This window comes from Zobellella aerophila, assembly GCF_039539325.1.
In the GTDB taxonomy this organism is placed as follows: domain Bacteria; phylum Pseudomonadota; class Gammaproteobacteria; order Enterobacterales; family Aeromonadaceae; genus Oceanimonas; species Oceanimonas aerophila.
The window spans coordinates 996,051-1,012,416 of record NZ_BAABCX010000001.1 but is presented as its reverse complement, the minus strand read 5'-3'; the positions used below and the strand labels follow the sequence as shown (position 1 = coordinate 1,012,416).

Here is a 16,366-nt window from a genome sequence, read left to right as displayed (position 1 = left end):
GCTTCCCGCCGACACGCCGACACGCCGACACGCCGATAGCTTACAGCTTACCAGCCGGGTCATTCCGTTGTCAGCCCGATCACCCGGCTGGTGACCACGCCCCTGGCCAGACGGGTTTCAATTTCGTTCCCGACCGTCAGTGCCTGTGCATCCATGACCACCCGACCCTGATGGCTGGTAATGCTGTAGCCCCGGGACAGGGTCGCCAGGGGGCTGACGCCGTTGAGCCGGACGCCGGCCAGGGACAGACGATGACCGGCCTCACCGAGCCGGCCGGCCATCGCCGTGGCCAGCCGCCGTTGTAGCTGGCCGAGCCTTGCCTGTTCTTCGGTCAGCCGGCGGACCGGGCTCTGGTGCTGCAGACGCAGGGTCAGCTGGCCCAGGTGCTGACGTGCCTGCAACAACCGCAGGGCCATTGCCCGGTTGAGCCGTTGCGCCAGCAGATCCAGCCGTTGGGCCTGCTGCTGCAGCCGCTGCTGGGGATCCAGACGCTGCAGCCGGGCCGACAGCTGGTCGAGTCGCAGCTGCCGGCCAGCCAAATAGCGGCGTCCTGCGTGGGTCAGGCGTTGTTGCCATTGCCGCCATTGCTGTGCCTGCTCTGAGCTGTCCCGGCTGACCAGTTCGGCCGCCGCCGACGGGGTAGGGGCGCGCAGATCGGCCACCAGATCGGCCAGGCTGATATCGGTTTCGTGGCCCACGGCACTGACCACCGGCAGCCCGGAGTCGGCGATGGCGCGGACCAGGCGTTCGTCGTTGAAGCACCAGAGATCTTCCAGTGAGCCGCCGCCCCGGGCCAGGATCAGCAGGCTGCATTCATGGCGACGGTTGGCGGTGGCCAGCGCCTGTACCAGTTGCGGCACGGCGGCATCGCCCTGTACCTGGCTGGGATAGATGATGACCTCGAGCCCGGGGGCCCGGCGGGCCAGCACGCTGATAATATCTCGCAGCGCGGCCCCGGTGGGGGAGCTGATAATGCCGATGCGTCTGGGGTGGGTGGGCAGGGGACGCTTACGCTCGCTGTCAAACAGGCCTTCGGCTCCCAGGCGGGCCTTGAGGGCCTCGAATTCTTGCCTGAGCAGGCCCTCGCCGGCGGACGCCATGGTTTCGGCCACCAGTTGATAGTCTCCCCTGGGCTCATACAGGGTGACCTTGGCGAAGATCAGCACCTGATCGCCGTTTTTGGGTCGTATCTTCACGCTGCGGTTGTTGCCCCTGAACATGGCACAGCGCACCTGGGACTGACTGTCCTTGAGGGTGAAATACCAGTGGCCCGAGCCGGGCATGGCCAGGTTGGAGATCTCGCCGGTTAGCCAGACCGCGCCCATTTCGCCTTCCAGCAGCAGGCGGGCGTGGCGGTTGAGGCGGGTCACCGTATAGATATCTGTTAACTTTTCCTGGTGCAAAATGGCCCCTTGGCAGTAGTTTTATATAAAAATAATTGGCTTTACCCGATATTTTGCTCTTAATTACATAAAATAACAAAATATCGCTTTACCCGAAGGCCCGACATATCTACAATTTGTCGGCAATATTTTTCCCCAAACCTTATGGTGAATATTGCGATGCTTAGGATTGCCCAAGACGCCCTGACCTTTGATGATGTATTACTGGTCCCCGCCCATTCTTCCGTCTTACCCAACACGGCAGATCTCCGTACCCGCTTGACTCGGGAAATTAATCTTAACATCCCTATCGTCTCCGCCGCCATGGACACAGTGACCGAGGCCGATCTCGCGATCGCCCTGGCACAGGAAGGAGGCATCGGCTTTATTCACAAAAATATGTCGATCGAAGAGCAGGCCGCCCAGGTACGCAAGGTCAAGAAGTTCGAAAGCGGGGTGGTGTCCGACCCGGTCACCGTCGGTCCGGATCTGACCATCGCCGATATTCGCGAACTGACCCTGCTGAACGGTTTTGCCGGCTATCCGGTGGTGACCGCCGAAGGGGAACTGGTGGGTATCATTACCGGGCGGGATGTGCGTTTCGTGCATGATCTGGGCAAACGGGTCCATGAGGTGATGACCGAGAAAGAGCGTCTGGTTACCGTCACCGTGGGCACACCGAGGGAGCAGGTCGAATCCCTGATGCAGCAGCACCGTATCGAAAAGGTGTTGGTGGTGAGCGAACAGGGTAGGCTAACCGGCATGATCACCGCCAAGGACTTCCAGAAAGCCGAGCGTAAACCTAACGCCTGTAAAGATGAACAGGGCCGCCTGCGGGTGGGTGCTGCGGTGGGTGCCGGTGAAGGCAACCAGGAGCGGATCACGGCCCTGGTCAATGCGGGTCTGGATGTGTTGCTGATCGACTCGTCTCACGGCCATTCCGAGGGCGTGCTGAACCGTATCCGCGAAACACGTAAGGCCTATCCCCAGCTGCCGATCATCGGCGGCAATGTGGCCACCGCCGCCGGCGCCTTGGCGCTGGTCGAGGCTGGCGTCAGCGCGGTCAAGGTAGGCATAGGTCCCGGCTCTATCTGTACCACCCGTATCGTCACCGGTTGCGGCGTGCCGCAGATCACCGCCGTGGCCAATGCGGTCGAGGCCCTGAAAGATCTCGATATTCCGGTGATCGCCGATGGCGGCATCCGCTTCTCCGGCGATATCGCCAAGGCCCTGGCCGCCGGCGCCAACTGCGTGATGATGGGCTCCATGTTCGCCGGTACCGAAGAGTCACCCGGTGAAATCGAGCTGTTCCAGGGACGCTCCTTCAAGTCCTACCGTGGTATGGGCTCGCTGGGCGCCATGACCAAGGGCTCGAGCGATCGCTATTTCCAGAGCGACAATGCCGCCGACAAGCTGGTACCGGAAGGCATCGAAGGCCGGGTTCCCTACAAGGGCAAGCTGAAGGAAATCATCCATCAGCAGATGGGCGGCCTGCGCAGCGCCATGGGCCTGACCGGCAGTGCCACCATCGATGACCTGCGTACCAAGGCGGAATTTGTTAAGATATCCGGCGCGGGCATCCAGGAGTCCCATGTACACGATGTGACCATTACCAAGGAAGCCCCCAACTACCGAATGGGTTAATCCCGCAATTGCTGCAAACGGGGGAAGTATCCCCCGTTTTTATATTGCCGTTTGACTACCCCCCGCAAGCGGCGTCTGTCATCAGTAGGAAAACAATGACCAAAAATATCCATGATAACCGGATCCTGATCCTGGATTTCGGCTCCCAGTACACCCAGCTGATTGCCCGTCGTGTACGCGAACTGGGCGTTTACTGTGAGTTGTGGGCCTGGGACGTCAGCGAAGACCAAATCCGCGAATTTAATCCAAATGGTATTATCCTGTCCGGGGGGCCCGAGTCGGTTACGGAACAAGGCAGTCCGCGTGCACCCGAGTATGTGTTTAACGCCGGGGTGCCGGTATTCGGTATCTGCTACGGCATGCAGACCATGGCTGAGCAGCTGGGAGGCACAGTGGCCGGCTCGGCCGAGCGGGAATTCGGTTATGCCCAGGTGCAGCGGGTTGGCGACTGTGCGTTGTTCGCCAATATCGAAGATGCGGTGGATGCCCAGGGTAACCCCTTGCTGGATGTGTGGATGAGCCACGGTGACAAGGTCGTGGCCCTGCCGGAAGGCTTTGTCAAGGTGGCGCAAACCGGCAGCTGTCCGTTTGCGGGTATGGCCGATGAGTCCCGCCGTTTCTACGGTGTGCAGTTCCATCCGGAAGTGACCCATACCCGCCAGGGGGCACGCATGCTGGAGCACTTCGTGCGTCAGATCTGTGACTGCCCGGCGCTGTGGACCCCGGCTTCCATTATAGAGGACGCGGTTGAGCGCATCCGCGAGCAGGTGGGCAGCGACAAGGTGCTGCTGGGCCTGTCCGGTGGTGTGGATTCATCCGTGACAGCCATGCTGCTGCACCGGGCCATAGGCCCGCAGCTGACCTGCGTGTTCGTCGATAATGGCCTGCTGCGTCTGAACGAAGCCGAGCAGGTGCTGGATATGTTCGGCGATCATTTCGGCCTGAACATAGTGCACGTCAACGCCGAGCAGCGTTTCCTGTCGGCCCTGGCGGGTGAGCAGGATCCGGAAGCCAAGCGCAAGATCATCGGCCGGGTCTTTATCGAAGTGTTCGATGAAGAAGCCGGCAAGATCCAGGATGTGAAGTGGCTGGCCCAGGGCACCATCTATCCCGACGTCATTGAATCCGCTGGCTCCGCCACCGGCAAGGCCCATGTGATCAAGTCGCACCACAACGTCGGTGGCCTGCCGGAAGACATGGAACTCAAGCTGGTCGAGCCGCTGAAAGAGCTGTTCAAGGATGAAGTGCGCCGGGTCGGCCTGGAGCTGGGCCTGCCCTACGACATGCTCTATCGTCATCCGTTCCCGGGCCCGGGACTGGGCGTGCGGGTGTTAGGCGAGGTGAAGAAGGAATACTGCGACCTGTTGCGCCGGGCCGATGCCATCTTCATCGAAGAGCTGCACAAGCACGACCTGTACAACAAGGTCAGCCAGGCCTTCACCGTGTTCCTGCCGGTGCGTTCGGTGGGCGTGATGGGCGATGCCCGCAAATACGACTGGGTCGTCTCGCTGCGGGCGGTGGAAACCATCGACTTTATGACCGCGCACTGGGCGCACCTGCCGTACGATTTCCTGGGGCATGTGTCCAACCGCATCATCAACGAGATCGACGGTATTTCCCGGGTGGTTTACGACATCTCCGGCAAGCCGCCCGCCACCATCGAGTGGGAATGATTTCCATCCGGGCTTGAGCCGGTCTCGAGTTACCCTGAAAACCGCCTGATTGTTCAGGCGGTTTTTTTTGTGCGCTGCCCACCGGCCACGCAGGCGTCAAGCTGCTGGAACAGGGCCTGCAGCGAGTCGTAAACCAGCTGGTTGCCTCTGTCATAGAGGCGTATCTGATGTTCCGTGCCCTGTTGGATATGGACGATGTCTCTGAACCGGTAGCTGGTGCCGCTGGGCCTGGCGGCCACCGACAGGTTGAAGCCGAGGATATCCCTGGCCGGTATCACGCCGTAGCGACGATAATCGAAGGGGCTGCTGCCGGTGGCCATGATGCGATCGTTGCCGGCGAAGCTGATCAGCCGGGGCTCCGAGTCGGGCTGAGCCGTTGCCGGCGGCGAGATATGGCCGTTGACACAGGCGGTAAGCGGTTCTTTTGCAAAGGCATTGACGGAGGAAAAAGAAATGGTGTCTATCACCCGCTGTCCGGTTTTGCCGGAGAGGGTGGTCGACAGCCCGGGAGTGTTGGGGGCTATGCTGGTAAACATGGGGAGATTCAGGCCCGAGCACGCGGTGGTCGAGACGGCGGCTGCCAGTAAAAGTGCGAGGTTTTTCATCATCCTTGGCCTGCTGTTGGTTCTTGTTCTGATGTTGTGGCTTTCGTTTGCTGTCCTGTGCCTGCTGTCTGGCATCGCACGTTATTAATCTTAGCCAGCTTGACCGGGCTGCGTCATGGCTATTTATACCGAGATGGTCGGAAGCTGTCCGAGTCGGCTAAAATCTTTACGTAAAACTATTGGCCTGCAGTCCGAGAACCGTTAGTATATGCTCGCTTTTGAAGCCGGTCGCAGCCTACCCGGATAAAACAAGGACTCACAATGAAAGCGTTAGTTATATGCTCCGGCGGATTTGATTCCGTCACCCTGGCCTGTCGGCTGGCGGCAGAAGGTGCCCTGGGCGCCCTGCTGACCTTCGATTACGGCCAGCGCCACAAGAAAGAAATCGACTCGGCCCGCCTGTGTGCGGAGCGTCTGAATGTTCCCCATCTGGTGATGGATATCGCCAATATCGGCCGTCAGCTCGGTGGCTCGGCTCTGACCGACGACATTGCCGTGCCCCATGGCCACTACAGCGAAGACAACATGAAGGTAACTGTGGTGCCCAACCGCAACGCCATCATGCTGACCATCGCCTTCGGGGTGGCTGCGGCCCGCGGCCTGGATACGGTGGCCATCGCCGTCCATGGCGGCGATCACTTTATCTATCCGGATTGCCGGCCCGAGTTTATCCGGCTGTTTGCCGAGATGCAGGCCAGGGCCCTGGAAGGGGTGGGCGAGGTGGCCCTGTTCGCGCCCTATGTAGAGGCCGACAAGACGGCCATCGCCAGGGACGCGGTCCGTTATGGGGTGCCGATAGCCGATACCTGGTCCTGTTATGAGGGTGGCGAGACCCATTGCGGCCGCTGCGGCACCTGTGTCGAGCGCATCGAGGCCATGGCCTTGGCCGGGGTGGTCGATCCGACGCCGTATCTGGATACCGAATACTGGCAGGCCGCGGTGGCGAGGGTAAAAGCATGTTCACAATAAAGAAGGAATTTCACTTTTCCGCCTCCCATCAGCTGAAGCAGATGCCGGACCACCACCCCTGCTCCCGGCTGCATGGCCATAACTATGTGGTGGAAATCGAGCTGCAAAGCGAGCAGCTGGATCAATACGGTTTTGTGCGCGATTACCTGGAGCTGAAAGCCTTCAAGGACTATATCGACGACCGGCTGGATCACCGGCATCTGAACGAGGTGCTGGGCGACGAGTGCACCACAGCCGAGCGGCTGGCCAAACATCTGTTCGACTGGGCCCGAGCCCGCTGGCCGGAAGTGAGCGCGGTCAGTGTCTCGGAAACGCCTAAGACCTGGGCCGAGTACCGGCCATGAGCATTGCCATCAGCGAAATATTCGGCCCCACCATCCAGGGTGAAGGGGCACTGATCGGCGTACCGACGGTATTTGTGCGTACCGGTGGCTGCGATTACCGGTGCAGCTGGTGCGATACCCTGTATGCGGTTGAACCCCGCTTCAAGGACGACTGGGCGCCGATGAGTGCCGAGGCGATCATGGCCGAGGTTCGGGCATTGAGCGGCGACCAGCCGCTGCTGATCACCCTGTCCGGCGGCAACCCGGCGCTGCAGCCCCTGGATGAGTTGTTGAGCCTGGGCCACAGCCTGGGCTATACCTTTGCTATGGAAACCCAGGGTAGCCGGGCCCAGGACTGGTTCGCCCAGCTGGATCACCTGACCCTGAGCCCCAAGCCGCCGTCATCCGGGATGGCCTTCAATCCGGCCCGTTTCGATGCCTGTCTGGCGGCGGCGGGAGAACAGCCTCGGGTGACCCTCAAGCTGGTGATCGCCGATGAGGCCGATTACCAGTGGGCGAGGGCGGTGGCCGCCGATTATCCCCACCTGCCTCTGTGTCTGCAGCCCTGCAACCCGGCACCGGCCACCCCGGAGGCGCCGGATCTGGTTACCGATCTCGAGGCGCTCAATGCCCGCCTGCGCTGGCTGGTAGACAGGGCGACTGCCGATCGCTGGTTCAGTGCCCGGATACTGCCCCAGCTGCATGTGCTGATCTGGAACAATGAACGCGGGGTCTGAGCCCCGCTATTCCTTCGCCATCCCTCATCTTTGCTGTTTGCCCGCCTGCGCCACCCATTTATCGTTCCTGTCTCGTCCGTAACAGCGGATGACCGTCGTTTTCGCTTGGTTCTTATGGTGTCAGTTGATACCATGGCCATCTAAAAGTCTAAACGTATATATGTTCAGGTGGTTGGCTTTATTCTCTGATCCGGAGCAGTCAGGATCTCATGGTGTCGCAGGCCGGTATACCACGCTGGCACGCAGCGAGTATATCCATGTATGCTCCGTGGCGGCATCCCTGCCGCCAAAGGCCGGCCTGGCTGCATCCGGCCAGCGCCTTGGTATCGCTCGCCTCCGCCTGTACTTTTTCTCATCCCCCAAGGAGCATTCATGCGTCGTACCTTCCTCAAACTGCCGTTACTGGCCCTGGCCGCCTGTTCGTTTTCTTTCCCGCTGATGGCTGCCGATCCCGACAAGCATGAAATCGTCATCGGTACCACGGTCGGCGACTTTGCCGATATGGTGACCGAGTCGATCAAGCCCCAGCTGGAAGCCCAGGGCTATAACGTCAAGCTGGTGGAGTTCACCGACTATGTGATGCCCAACCTGGCCTTGGCCGAAGGCGCGCTGGATGTGAATTGTTTCCAGAATCAGCCCTATCTGGATACTTTCAGCCAGGATCGTGGCCTGAGTCTGAGCTCGATCACCCAGGTGCCCACCGGTCCCATGGGCCTGTACGCCGGCAAGCTGAACAGTCTGGACGAGGTCAAGGCCGGCAGCACCGTCGCCCTGCCCAATGATCCGTCCAACCAGGCTCGCGCCCTGCTGATGCTGGAAGACATGGGCTGGATCAAGCTCAAGGATGGCATAGAGCAGCTGCGTGCCAGCGAATTCGATGTGGTTGAGAATTACAAGGGCATCAGGCTGGTACCGCTGGAGGCGGCGCAACTGCCCCGCTCGCGGGAGGATGTGGACTTCTCGGTGATCAATGGCAACTACGCTGCCTCCAGCGGCATTGCCTTCACCGAAGGCCTGTTCCTGGAGCGCAGCTACGACTTTATCAACTGGGTGGTGGTGCGCAGCGAGAACAAGGACGAGCCCTTTGTGCAGGATGTGATCGCCGCCTATAACTCGGACTCCTTCAAGGATTATGTGGTGAAAAACTTTGAAGGCTACAAATATCCCGAAGCCTGGGGCCAGTAAGCGCGGACGGACCGGATGCATCGTTGCTGGCAGTTTGAAATACACGGCCGCCGGCTGGCGGTGATGGAGTGGGGCGATCCGAACGGGACTCCCGTTATCGCCCTGCACGGCTGGCTCGATAATGCGGCCAGCTTTACCCTGCTGGCCCGGCGGTTGCCGCATATACGGCTGCTCGCCCTCGACATGGCGGGGCACGGCCTGTCCGATCACCGGCCCGCCGGCCAGCCCTATTACATCTGGGACAATGTGGCCGATGTACTGGCCTTTGTGGACGAATTGGCGCTGGAGCGGGTGCTGCTGCTGGGCCATTCGATGGGCGCCGGAGTGGCCACCCTCTTTGCCGGCGCCTTCCCCGAGCGGGTCGGCCGGCTGTTCCTGGTGGACGGACTCACCCCCCTCGATTGTCCGGCCGAACAGTTGCCGGAGCAGATGGCCGAAGCCCTGCTCAAGGGCGCGCGTCTGAGCCGGCGCTCGTTGCGGCCTTACGCCAGTTTCGAGCAGGCGGTCGAGGCGCGCATGAATGGCCGCTGGCCGGTGAGCAGGAAAGCGGCCAGCCTGTTGCTGGAACGGGGCTTGCGGCAGGAGGCCGATGGCTGGTACTGGCGCAGCGACCTGGCGCTGACCCAGCCGTCTGTGGTGCGATTGTGCGAGCAGCAGATCGCCGCCTTCTTGCACCGGCTCACCATGCCGGTGCTGCTGGTGATGGCGGAGCAGGGCATCGGCATGGCGCGGGTCGAGTCGCAACTCGGACTGATGCCGGGCCTTGAGCTAAAAATACTGGCCGGTGGCCATCACTTGCATCTGGAGCAAGAGGCGGCGGAGCAGATTGCCGGCTGGATCGGCGAACGGCTCGCAGGGGCAGCGCCTGCCAGGCCGGGGTAGCCGAGGGCTCCCTGCTACTTCTTTACCACCCCCTGCTATAAGAATGGCAACTCATCCTGGCGCGGGCGTGCCGCGGCTTCCTGTTCGAGCTGCTGCTTGCGGGCGGCGGCCAGGATCCGCCGTCGGCGATCATGGCACAGGCGGATCACTTCCCGCTGCTGATGGGGCGTCATCTGCAGCCAGTTGAAGCGTTCTTCCCGGCTGCGCAGGCAGCCCTTGCAATAGCCCCTGTTATTGACCTGACACACACCGATACAGGGGCTCTGAACGGTGAAAAACTCCAGCTGCTCCATCGGCACCTCCTGTTCCCATAATGGAGCATTTTTAACCTGCATTACAACAGATCTCTTAATCGATACCAGGCCATGGCCAGCACCAGGGCCGGGGTGCGCAGCAGGCGCCCGCCGGGAAAGTCCCTGTGGGGAATGCGTCCGAACAGATCGAAGCGCTCGGCATCGCCCGCAACGGCTTCGGCCATCAGGCTGCCGGCCATGCCGGTCAGCGCCAGGCCATGGCCGGAAAAGCCCTGGGCATAATAGATATTCCGCTCCAGCCGGCCAAAGTGGGGGGCCCGGTTGAGGGTGATGCCCACATAGCCGCCCCAGGTGTATTGCTGGTGCACGCCGGCCAGCTGCGGGAACACGGTGCGCAGGCGCCTGCCCATGGCGGCGGCCAGGTTGGGCGGATCCAGCCGGGAATAGCTGACCCGGCCGCCGAACAGCAGCCGGTGGTCGGCGCTTAGGCGAAAGTAATCCAGCACGAAGTTGAGATCCGCCACCGCCATGTTGTTAGCAATCAGCGCCTCGGCGCGCTCGCGGCCCAGGGGCTCGGTGGCGGTGATATAGGTGCCGACCGGCATGAGCTTACGCTCGATTTCCGGCACCAGATGCTGCAGATAGGCATTGCCGCACAGCAACAGCTGGCGACAACGCACCTGGCCTCCCGGCGCATGGGCCACCGGCGTGGCCCCCCGCTCAATCCGGGTCACCGGGCTTTGTTCGAAGAATACCGCGCCGGCCTGGGCGGCGGCCTTGACCAGCCCCAGGGTGTAATTGAGCGGGTGTACATGACCGCTGTTGGGATCGTAGAGGCCGCCCAGATAGGCATCGGAAGCCAGCTGCCGGCGCAGTCGTTGCCGATCCCAGAGCTGAAGCCCCTGATAACCGAAGTTGCGTATTAGATCTTCGGCCCAGGCCTCCAGCTCCTGCATATGGCGCGGTTTCACCGCCGCATGCAGGTGGCCGTCGGCCAGATCGCAGTCGATCCCGTGGTCGTGGATGCGTCGGCGCATCAGGGTCATGGCTTCGATGGAGATATCCCACAGGGCGCGGCTGGTCTCCAGGCCCACCATGCGGGTCAGTTTGGACTGTTCACAGGCATAGCCGAAGATCATCTGGCCGCCGTTGCGCCCGGAGGCACCCCAGCCGACCCGGTTGGCTTCCAGTACCGCCACCCGGTAGCCTTTTTCCGCCAACGTCAGGGCGGCGGCGGCGCCGGTGATACCGGCACCGACGATACACACATCCACATCCAGGTTTTCCTCCAAGGTCGGGTAGGCCAGGGGCAGGTTGAGGGAGGCGGCATAATAGGAGTCGGTGTGGGCTGTGTGCATGGGGTCCCTTGTGGTCAGACCAGGTGTTGATACCACTGATATTCCAGCGGGGTGACATGCTGATCGAACTCGGCCAGCTCATGGCGCTTGTTGATCAGGTAGGCCCGGTGAAACTCCTTGCCCAGATACTGGGACAGCCGATGGGACTGGGCGAACCTGTCCAGGGCATCCTGCCAGCGATAGGGCAGCAGCGCCAAATCCAGCTTGTTGGCATCGGCCTGGATCGGGGCCGGCGGGCGCAGCTGTTCGCTGATCCCGTGATCGATGGCGGCGAGGATGGCGGCGGTCACCAGGTAGGGGTTGGCGTCCGCGCCCGCCACCCTGTGTTCCAGCCGGGTATTGCTCTTGTCTCCCGAGGGGATGCGTAGGGCCACGGTCCGGTTATCGAAGCCCCAGCTGGCGTGCAGCGGCACATACATATGGGGCTGCAGGCGACGATAGGAGTTGGCATTGGGGGCGAACAGCGCCATCGATTCGGGCAACATGCTGCAGGTACCGGCGATAGCCTGACGCAGCAGCTCATGGTTGTCAGCGAACAGGTTGTTGCCGTCCTTGTCGAGCAGGCTGACATGGATATGCATGCCCGAGCCGGCCTGACCGTTGTAGGGTTTGGCCATGAAGGTGGCATACATGCCTTCCTTGATGGCGATGGCCTTGATGGCGCGTTTGAGCAGTATCGCCTGATCGCAGGCATCGAGGGCGCTGTTCTGGTGGGCCAGGTTGATTTCAAACTGACCCGGGGCATATTCCGCCACCGCATTGTCGGCGGGGATGCGCTGCACGGCGCAGACCTCGGCGACCCGGACCAGGAAGTCCTCCCAGCTGTCCAGATCGTCCAGGGAATAGACCTGGGTATCGTGCATGCGTTCATCGGTGCCCGGCAGGATCGGTGGCTGGGGCAGGCCATCGGGCCCTTCGTGCTGATCCACCAGGTAAAATTCCAGTTCGACCGCCACACAGGGATACAGGCCCTTATCCTCCAGCCGTTTCAGCACCTTCTGCAGCACATGGCGCGGATCGGCAAAAAACGGGGTGCCGTCAAGCTCCTCCATGGTCATCAGCACCTGGCCCGAAGGCGTCTTGTGCCAGGGGACGGGCGCCAGGGTGTGGGGCAGCAGCCGGCAGGTACGGTCGGTATCGCCCTGGGCCAGGCCCAGCCCGGTTTCTTCGACGGTCTGGCCGGTAATGTCCAGGGCGAACACCGAAGCGGGCAGGCTGATGCCGTCCCGTAGGGCCTTCTCCAGGGCACTGACCTGGATGCGTTTCCCCCTGAGCACCCCGTTGATGTCGCAGAGCATCAGATCGACGGATTGATAGTCGGCCCAGGGGCTGCGGGTCTGATGTTGAACGCTGGTTGGCTTGCCCATAATGTGTCCTTAATAAAATGCGCATCCCCGATAAAACTAAGCCTTGCCGTCGAACTTTAATATACGGATGTCGATTAATTATGATCCGGATCCCATTGGCTCGTACGGCGTCTGTCATTTTGCCTGATTTTCGAACAAGTTATTGATTAGGCTATTTTTAACCCATATGGGCTATGCTAGCCATACAGGTTAATCCAGTTGAGTGTGCCTCATGAGCGTTCAAGATCCTGATAAGCAAGACATGGAAAAATTACGACTGTGGATGCGGCAACATGCCATTACCGAGGTGGAATGCCTGCTGCCGGATTTCACCGGCAATGCCCGGGGGAAAATCCTGCCCGCCGACAAGTTCCTTAAGGAAGGCGGCATGCGGCTGCCGGACAATATCTTCCTGCAAACCGTCAACGGCGACTGGCCGGACGATGACAAGATCGACTGGACCGAACAGGACATGGAGCTGCAGGCGGATATCAGCACCCCCCGGCTGGTCCCCTGGGCCAGCGAACCCACCGCCCAGGTGATCCATGATTGTTTCGATGCAGAGGGCAAGCCGGTGGAGATGGCGCCGCGCAACGTGCTGCGTCGGGTGTTGAAGCTCTATGAGCAAAAGGGCTGGCGGCCGGTGGTGGCGCCGGAGCTGGAGTTCTTCCTGGTCAAGAAAAATGAGGACTGGGACTATCCCCTGGAACCGCCCATCGGCCGCAATGGTCGGCCGGAAACGGCGCGCCAGTCGTTCAGCATAGACGCGGTCAACGAGTTCGACCCTATCTTCGAAGACATGTACGACTACTGCGAGGCCCAGGAGCTGGATGTGGACTCGCTGATCCACGAGTCGGGGGCGGCCCAGATGGAGGTCAACTTCATTCACGGTGACGCCCTGGAGCTGGCCGATCAGGTGTTTCTGTTCAAGCGCACCATGCGCGAGGCGGCGATGCGCCATCATGTCTACGCCACCTTTATGGCCAAGCCGATGAAAAACGAGCCGGGCAGTGCCATGCATATCCATCAGAGTCTGGTCGACAAGGACGGCAACAACCTGTTTGCCAACCCGGACGGCAGCCACAGCGCGTTGTTCCTGCATTATATCGGTGGCATGCAGCACTATATTCCCGCCGTCGTGGCCCTGTTCGCCCCCAATGTGAACTCCTATCGGCGGTTGGCCTTCGGCGATTCGGCGCCGCGTAATATGGCCTGGGGGGAAGACAACCGCACCGTCGGTCTGCGGGTACCCCGCTCGGGCGGCAGTGATCGGCGCATCGAAAACCGCTACGCCGGCGCCGACGCCAATCCCTATCTGGCGCTGGCGGCCAGCCTGGCCTGCGGCTATCTGGGTATGGTTCAGGGGATCGAGGCCACGGCGCCGATCGAGGGCAGTGCCTATAACATGCCTTTCGGCCTGCCCCGCAGCTTGGAGGAGGCGCTGCTGGCGCTGGAGCAGAATAGCGATCTGCGGGAGGTGCTGGGCCAGCGCTTTGTCGATGCCTTTATCGCGGTAAAACGCAAGGAATATGAAGCTTTCTTTACCGTGATCAGCGCCTGGGAACGGGAATTTCTGCTGCTCAATGTGTGAGCGACCGGCATAGAAAAAATTACGGAGACCTGATTCCAGAATCGGGTCGGTATGAGTATGATGTGCCGCCCGTAAAATTGATGTGATTTTACCTACACGGATGGAGATGCCCATGGCAAGTTTGAACAATGGTTTTCGCCTCTCACTGCTGGCTGCCGGGCTGGTGCTGGGGGGCGGTATACACGCCCAGGAAGCGCCCCAGGTGAATTTCTACAACTGGTCGGACTATATCGCCGAGGACACCCTGGCGAACTTTACTGCCGAGACCGGCATTGCCGTGACCTACGATGTGTTTGATTCCAACGAAGTGCTGGAAGCCAAGCTGCTGGCCGGTAATACCGGCTTTGATCTGGTGGTGCCGACCGGCGACTTTATGGGACGGCAGATCCAGGCGGGGGCTTTTATGGCACTGGACAAGTCCAAGCTGACGAATTACGGCAACCTGGACCCCAAGATCATGGCCCTGCTGGCCGACAAGGATCCCGGTAACCAGTACGGCGTGCCTTACCTGTGGGGCACAACCGGCATCGGCTATAACGTGGACAAGGTCAAGGCTGCCCTGGGCGAAGATGCCCCGGTCAATTCCTGGGATCTGGTATTGAAGCCGGAAAACCTGGCCAAGCTCAGCCAGTGCGGCGTGGCGTTTCTGGACGCGCCGACCGAAATTTTTTCCACCGTGCTTAACTACCTGGGCAAGGATCCCAACAGCAGCAGCCCCGCCGATTATTCGGGGGAGGCCACCGAGCTGATGATGAGCCTGCGCCCGCATATCACCTATTTCCATTCCTCAAAATATATCAATGACTTGGCCAACGGGGATGTGTGCGTGGCGGTCGGCTGGTCGGGGGATATCCTGCAGGCCAGGGACAGGGCCGATGAAGCGGAGCAGGGGGTCAAGGTGGCCTATTCGATCCCCAAGGAAGGCGCGCTGATGTGGTTCGATATGCTGGCCATCCCCAAGGATGCCCGGCATCCGGACAATGCCCACCAGTTGATCAACTATCTGCTGAAACCGGAAGTGATCGGCGCGGTCAGCAACTATGTGGCCTACGCCAATCCCAATCTGCCCGCCCGGGAGTTTGTAGAGGAAAGCATACTCAATGACACCGGTATTTATCCCACCGCCGAGGCCGCGGATCGCCTGTTTACCGCCAAGCTGCTGCCGCAGCGGGTGAACCGGGTGATCACCCGTGCCTGGACCCGGGTAAAAACCGGACGTTAAACAGCCTGGGTGCCGGGGCTCACCGGCACCTTTTTATAGCAGGGAGTAGGCACAGTTGCCGGATAATACCCATAATCAAGACCCGCTTGCCGGCAAGGCAACACCCGAGGCCTTCCTGGAAATCCAGGGCCTCAGCAAACTGTTCGATGGCTATGCGGCCGTGGATGATGTCAGCCTGACCATCCGCCGCGGCGAGATCTTTGCCCTGCTCGGCGCATCCGGCTGTGGCAAGTCCACCCTGTTGCGCCTGCTGGCGGGGTTTGAACGACCGGATCAGGGGCAGATCCTTCTGGATGGGCATGACATCGCCGCCGTAGCCCCTTATGACAGGCCCATCAACATGATGTTTCAATCCTATGCGCTGTTCCCCCATATGACTGTCGAGGCCAACATCGCCTTCGGCCTGAAGCAGGAAGGCCTGCCCAAGGCCGAGATCGCCGAGCGGGTAGGAGAGATGCTCAGGCTGGTACAGATGACCGACTATGCCAGGCGCAAGCCTCACCAGCTGTCAGGCGGCCAGCGGCAGCGGGTGGCACTGGCCCGCAGCCTGGCCAAGAAACCCAAGCTGCTGCTGCTGGATGAACCGATGGGGGCCCTGGACAAGAAGCTCAGGGAAGAAATGCAGCTTGAGCTGGTCAACATCATCGAGCAGGTGGGGGTAACCTGTGTGATGGTGACTCATGATCAGGAAGAGGCGATGACCATGGCCGGGCGCATCGCCATCATGGACAAGGGACGGCTGATCCAGGTCGGCAAGCCGTTGGATATCTACGAATACCCCAATTGCCGCTACAGTGCCGAGTTTATCGGCTCGGTCAACCTGTTCGACGGGGTGGTGGCGCGGGATGAGCCGGATACCTGTCTGGTATCCTGCCCCGAACTCGAACACCCGGTCCTGGTCAACCATGGCCAGTCGGTGGCCGAAGGCCAGGCGGTAACCATAGCGATACGGCCGGAAAAACTGCAGCTCTGTGACCAGGATTTGCCCCAGGATGACAACTGGCTGAGCGGTGAAGTGGAAGACGTCGCCTATCTCGGCAGCCTGTCTGTCTATCATATCCGCTTGGCCTCGGGTAAACGCATCATGGCGACCCTGCCCAACCGTCATCGTTCGCACAAGGGTAACCCGACCTGGGGGGAGCGGGTCAGTTTGCGCTGGGAGGCGGACAGCTGTGCCGTCTTGCAGGACTAGGAA

General features: G+C 61.0%; 15 protein-coding genes. 10 read left to right on the top strand and 5 right to left on the bottom strand.

Annotated features, from left to right (window positions below; all coding sequences use genetic code 11):
* Window positions 1-59 precede the first annotated feature (59 nt).
* Window positions 60-1,403: an exodeoxyribonuclease VII large subunit gene (xseA, locus tag ABD806_RS04755; protein WP_344955227.1), complete on the bottom strand. Its 1,344-nt coding sequence runs from the start codon at window positions 1,401-1,403 to the stop codon at window positions 60-62.
* 159 nt (window positions 1,404-1,562) lie between these two features.
* Here xseA and guaB point away from each other — a divergent pair, with 159 nt between their 5' ends.
* Together guaB and guaA are read left to right on the top strand one after the other, a co-directional pair.
* Window positions 1,563-3,026 carry an IMP dehydrogenase gene (gene guaB, locus ABD806_RS04750; protein WP_425583071.1) on the top strand — a complete coding sequence of 488 codons (1,464 nt, stop codon included), beginning with the start codon at window positions 1,563-1,565 and terminating at the stop codon, window positions 3,024-3,026.
* A gap of 95 nt (window positions 3,027-3,121) precedes the next feature.
* Window positions 3,122-4,699, top strand: coding sequence for a glutamine-hydrolyzing GMP synthase (gene guaA / locus ABD806_RS04745; RefSeq protein ID WP_344955225.1), 1,578 nt, complete (start codon window positions 3,122-3,124; stop codon window positions 4,697-4,699).
* 53 nt (window positions 4,700-4,752) lie between these two features.
* On the opposite strand, the gene ABD806_RS04740 is transcribed toward guaA, so the two are convergent.
* A complete protein-coding gene (locus tag ABD806_RS04740) occupies window positions 4,753-5,307 on the bottom strand; it encodes a hypothetical protein (RefSeq protein ID WP_344955223.1) in 555 nt (184 codons plus the stop codon).
* 258 nt (window positions 5,308-5,565) lie between these two features.
* Here ABD806_RS04740 and queC point away from each other — a divergent pair, with 258 nt between their 5' ends.
* The 5 genes from queC to ABD806_RS04715 all read left to right on the top strand — a co-directional run bounded on the left by queC (window position 5,566) and on the right by ABD806_RS04715 (window position 9,400).
* Entirely contained in the window at window positions 5,566-6,273 is a 708-nt protein-coding gene (gene queC, locus ABD806_RS04735) for a 7-cyano-7-deazaguanine synthase QueC (protein WP_344955221.1), read from the top strand.
* Entirely contained in the window at window positions 6,261-6,617 is a 357-nt protein-coding gene (gene queD / locus ABD806_RS04730) for a 6-carboxytetrahydropterin synthase QueD (protein WP_344955219.1), read from the top strand. The genes queC and queD overlap by 13 nt, the downstream gene beginning before the upstream one ends.
* Complete coding sequence (gene queE, locus ABD806_RS04725; RefSeq protein WP_344955217.1) at window positions 6,614-7,333, top strand: 7-carboxy-7-deazaguanine synthase QueE; 720 nt, start codon at window positions 6,614-6,616, stop codon at window positions 7,331-7,333. The genes queD and queE overlap by 4 nt, the downstream gene beginning before the upstream one ends.
* A 372-nt stretch (window positions 7,334-7,705) precedes the next feature.
* Entirely contained in the window at window positions 7,706-8,518 is an 813-nt protein-coding gene (locus ABD806_RS04720; protein WP_344955215.1) for a MetQ/NlpA family ABC transporter substrate-binding protein, read from the top strand.
* A 15-nt stretch (window positions 8,519-8,533) separates the two neighbouring features.
* Window positions 8,534-9,400 carry an alpha/beta fold hydrolase gene (locus ABD806_RS04715; protein ID WP_344955213.1) on the top strand — a complete coding sequence of 289 codons (867 nt, stop codon included), beginning with the start codon at window positions 8,534-8,536 and terminating at the stop codon, window positions 9,398-9,400.
* Between the two features lie 35 nt (window positions 9,401-9,435).
* Here ABD806_RS04715 and ABD806_RS04710 read toward each other — a convergent pair whose 3' ends face one another.
* The 3 genes from ABD806_RS04710 to ABD806_RS04700 are packed head-to-tail and all read right to left on the bottom strand — an operon-like array spanning window position 9,436 to window position 12,379.
* Entirely contained in the window at window positions 9,436-9,693 is a 258-nt protein-coding gene (locus ABD806_RS04710; protein ID WP_344955211.1) for a DUF1289 domain-containing protein, read from the bottom strand.
* A 41-nt stretch (window positions 9,694-9,734) separates the two neighbouring features.
* Entirely contained in the window at window positions 9,735-11,012 is a 1,278-nt protein-coding gene (locus ABD806_RS04705) for an NAD(P)/FAD-dependent oxidoreductase (protein WP_344955209.1), read from the bottom strand.
* A 14-nt stretch (window positions 11,013-11,026) separates the two neighbouring features.
* Window positions 11,027-12,379, bottom strand: a complete 1,353-nt coding sequence (locus ABD806_RS04700; protein WP_344955207.1) for a glutamine synthetase family protein — start codon at window positions 12,377-12,379, stop codon at window positions 11,027-11,029.
* 241 nt (window positions 12,380-12,620) lie between these two features.
* Here ABD806_RS04700 and ABD806_RS04695 point away from each other — a divergent pair, with 241 nt between their 5' ends.
* The 3 genes from ABD806_RS04695 to potA all read left to right on the top strand — a co-directional run bounded on the left by ABD806_RS04695 (window position 12,621) and on the right by potA (window position 16,363).
* Complete coding sequence (locus ABD806_RS04695; protein ID WP_344955205.1) at window positions 12,621-13,949, top strand: glutamine synthetase family protein; 1,329 nt, start codon at window positions 12,621-12,623, stop codon at window positions 13,947-13,949.
* Window positions 13,950-14,061: 112 nt separating this feature from the next.
* Window positions 14,062-15,171, top strand: a complete 1,110-nt coding sequence (locus ABD806_RS04690; protein ID WP_344955202.1) for an extracellular solute-binding protein — start codon at window positions 14,062-14,064, stop codon at window positions 15,169-15,171.
* A 55-nt stretch (window positions 15,172-15,226) separates the two neighbouring features.
* Window positions 15,227-16,363: a polyamine ABC transporter ATP-binding protein gene (gene potA / locus ABD806_RS04685; RefSeq protein ID WP_344955200.1), complete on the top strand. Its 1,137-nt coding sequence runs from the start codon at window positions 15,227-15,229 to the stop codon at window positions 16,361-16,363.
* Window positions 16,364-16,366: the final 3 nt, after the last annotated feature.

What these genes read in the sequence shown, in the direction of transcription:
- queE (WP_344955217.1), top strand. Translation starts at nt 6,614, where the DNA reads ATGAGCATTGCCATCAGCGAAATATTCGGCCCCACCATCCAGGGTGAA.
- ABD806_RS04695 (WP_344955205.1), top strand. Translation starts at nt 12,621, where the DNA reads ATGGAAAAATTACGACTGTGGATGCGGCAACATGCCATTACCGAGGTG.
- ABD806_RS04700 (WP_344955207.1), bottom strand. Translation starts at nt 12,379, where the DNA reads ATGGGCAAGCCAACCAGCGTTCAACATCAGACCCGCAGCCCCTGGGCC.
- ABD806_RS04740 (WP_344955223.1), bottom strand. Translation starts at nt 5,307, where the DNA reads ATGATGAAAAACCTCGCACTTTTACTGGCAGCCGCCGTCTCGACCACC.
- queD (WP_344955219.1), top strand. Translation starts at nt 6,261, where the DNA reads ATGTTCACAATAAAGAAGGAATTTCACTTTTCCGCCTCCCATCAGCTG.
- guaA (WP_344955225.1), top strand. Translation starts at nt 3,122, where the DNA reads ATGACCAAAAATATCCATGATAACCGGATCCTGATCCTGGATTTCGGC.
- ABD806_RS04720 (WP_344955215.1), top strand. Translation starts at nt 7,706, where the DNA reads ATGCGTCGTACCTTCCTCAAACTGCCGTTACTGGCCCTGGCCGCCTGT.
- guaB (WP_425583071.1), top strand. Translation starts at nt 1,563, where the DNA reads ATGCTTAGGATTGCCCAAGACGCCCTGACCTTTGATGATGTATTACTG.
- ABD806_RS04715 (WP_344955213.1), top strand. Translation starts at nt 8,534, where the DNA reads ATGCATCGTTGCTGGCAGTTTGAAATACACGGCCGCCGGCTGGCGGTG.
- ABD806_RS04710 (WP_344955211.1), bottom strand. Translation starts at nt 9,693, where the DNA reads ATGGAGCAGCTGGAGTTTTTCACCGTTCAGAGCCCCTGTATCGGTGTG.
- ABD806_RS04690 (WP_344955202.1), top strand. Translation starts at nt 14,062, where the DNA reads ATGGCAAGTTTGAACAATGGTTTTCGCCTCTCACTGCTGGCTGCCGGG.
- queC (WP_344955221.1), top strand. Translation starts at nt 5,566, where the DNA reads ATGAAAGCGTTAGTTATATGCTCCGGCGGATTTGATTCCGTCACCCTG.
- ABD806_RS04705 (WP_344955209.1), bottom strand. Translation starts at nt 11,012, where the DNA reads ATGCACACAGCCCACACCGACTCCTATTATGCCGCCTCCCTCAACCTG.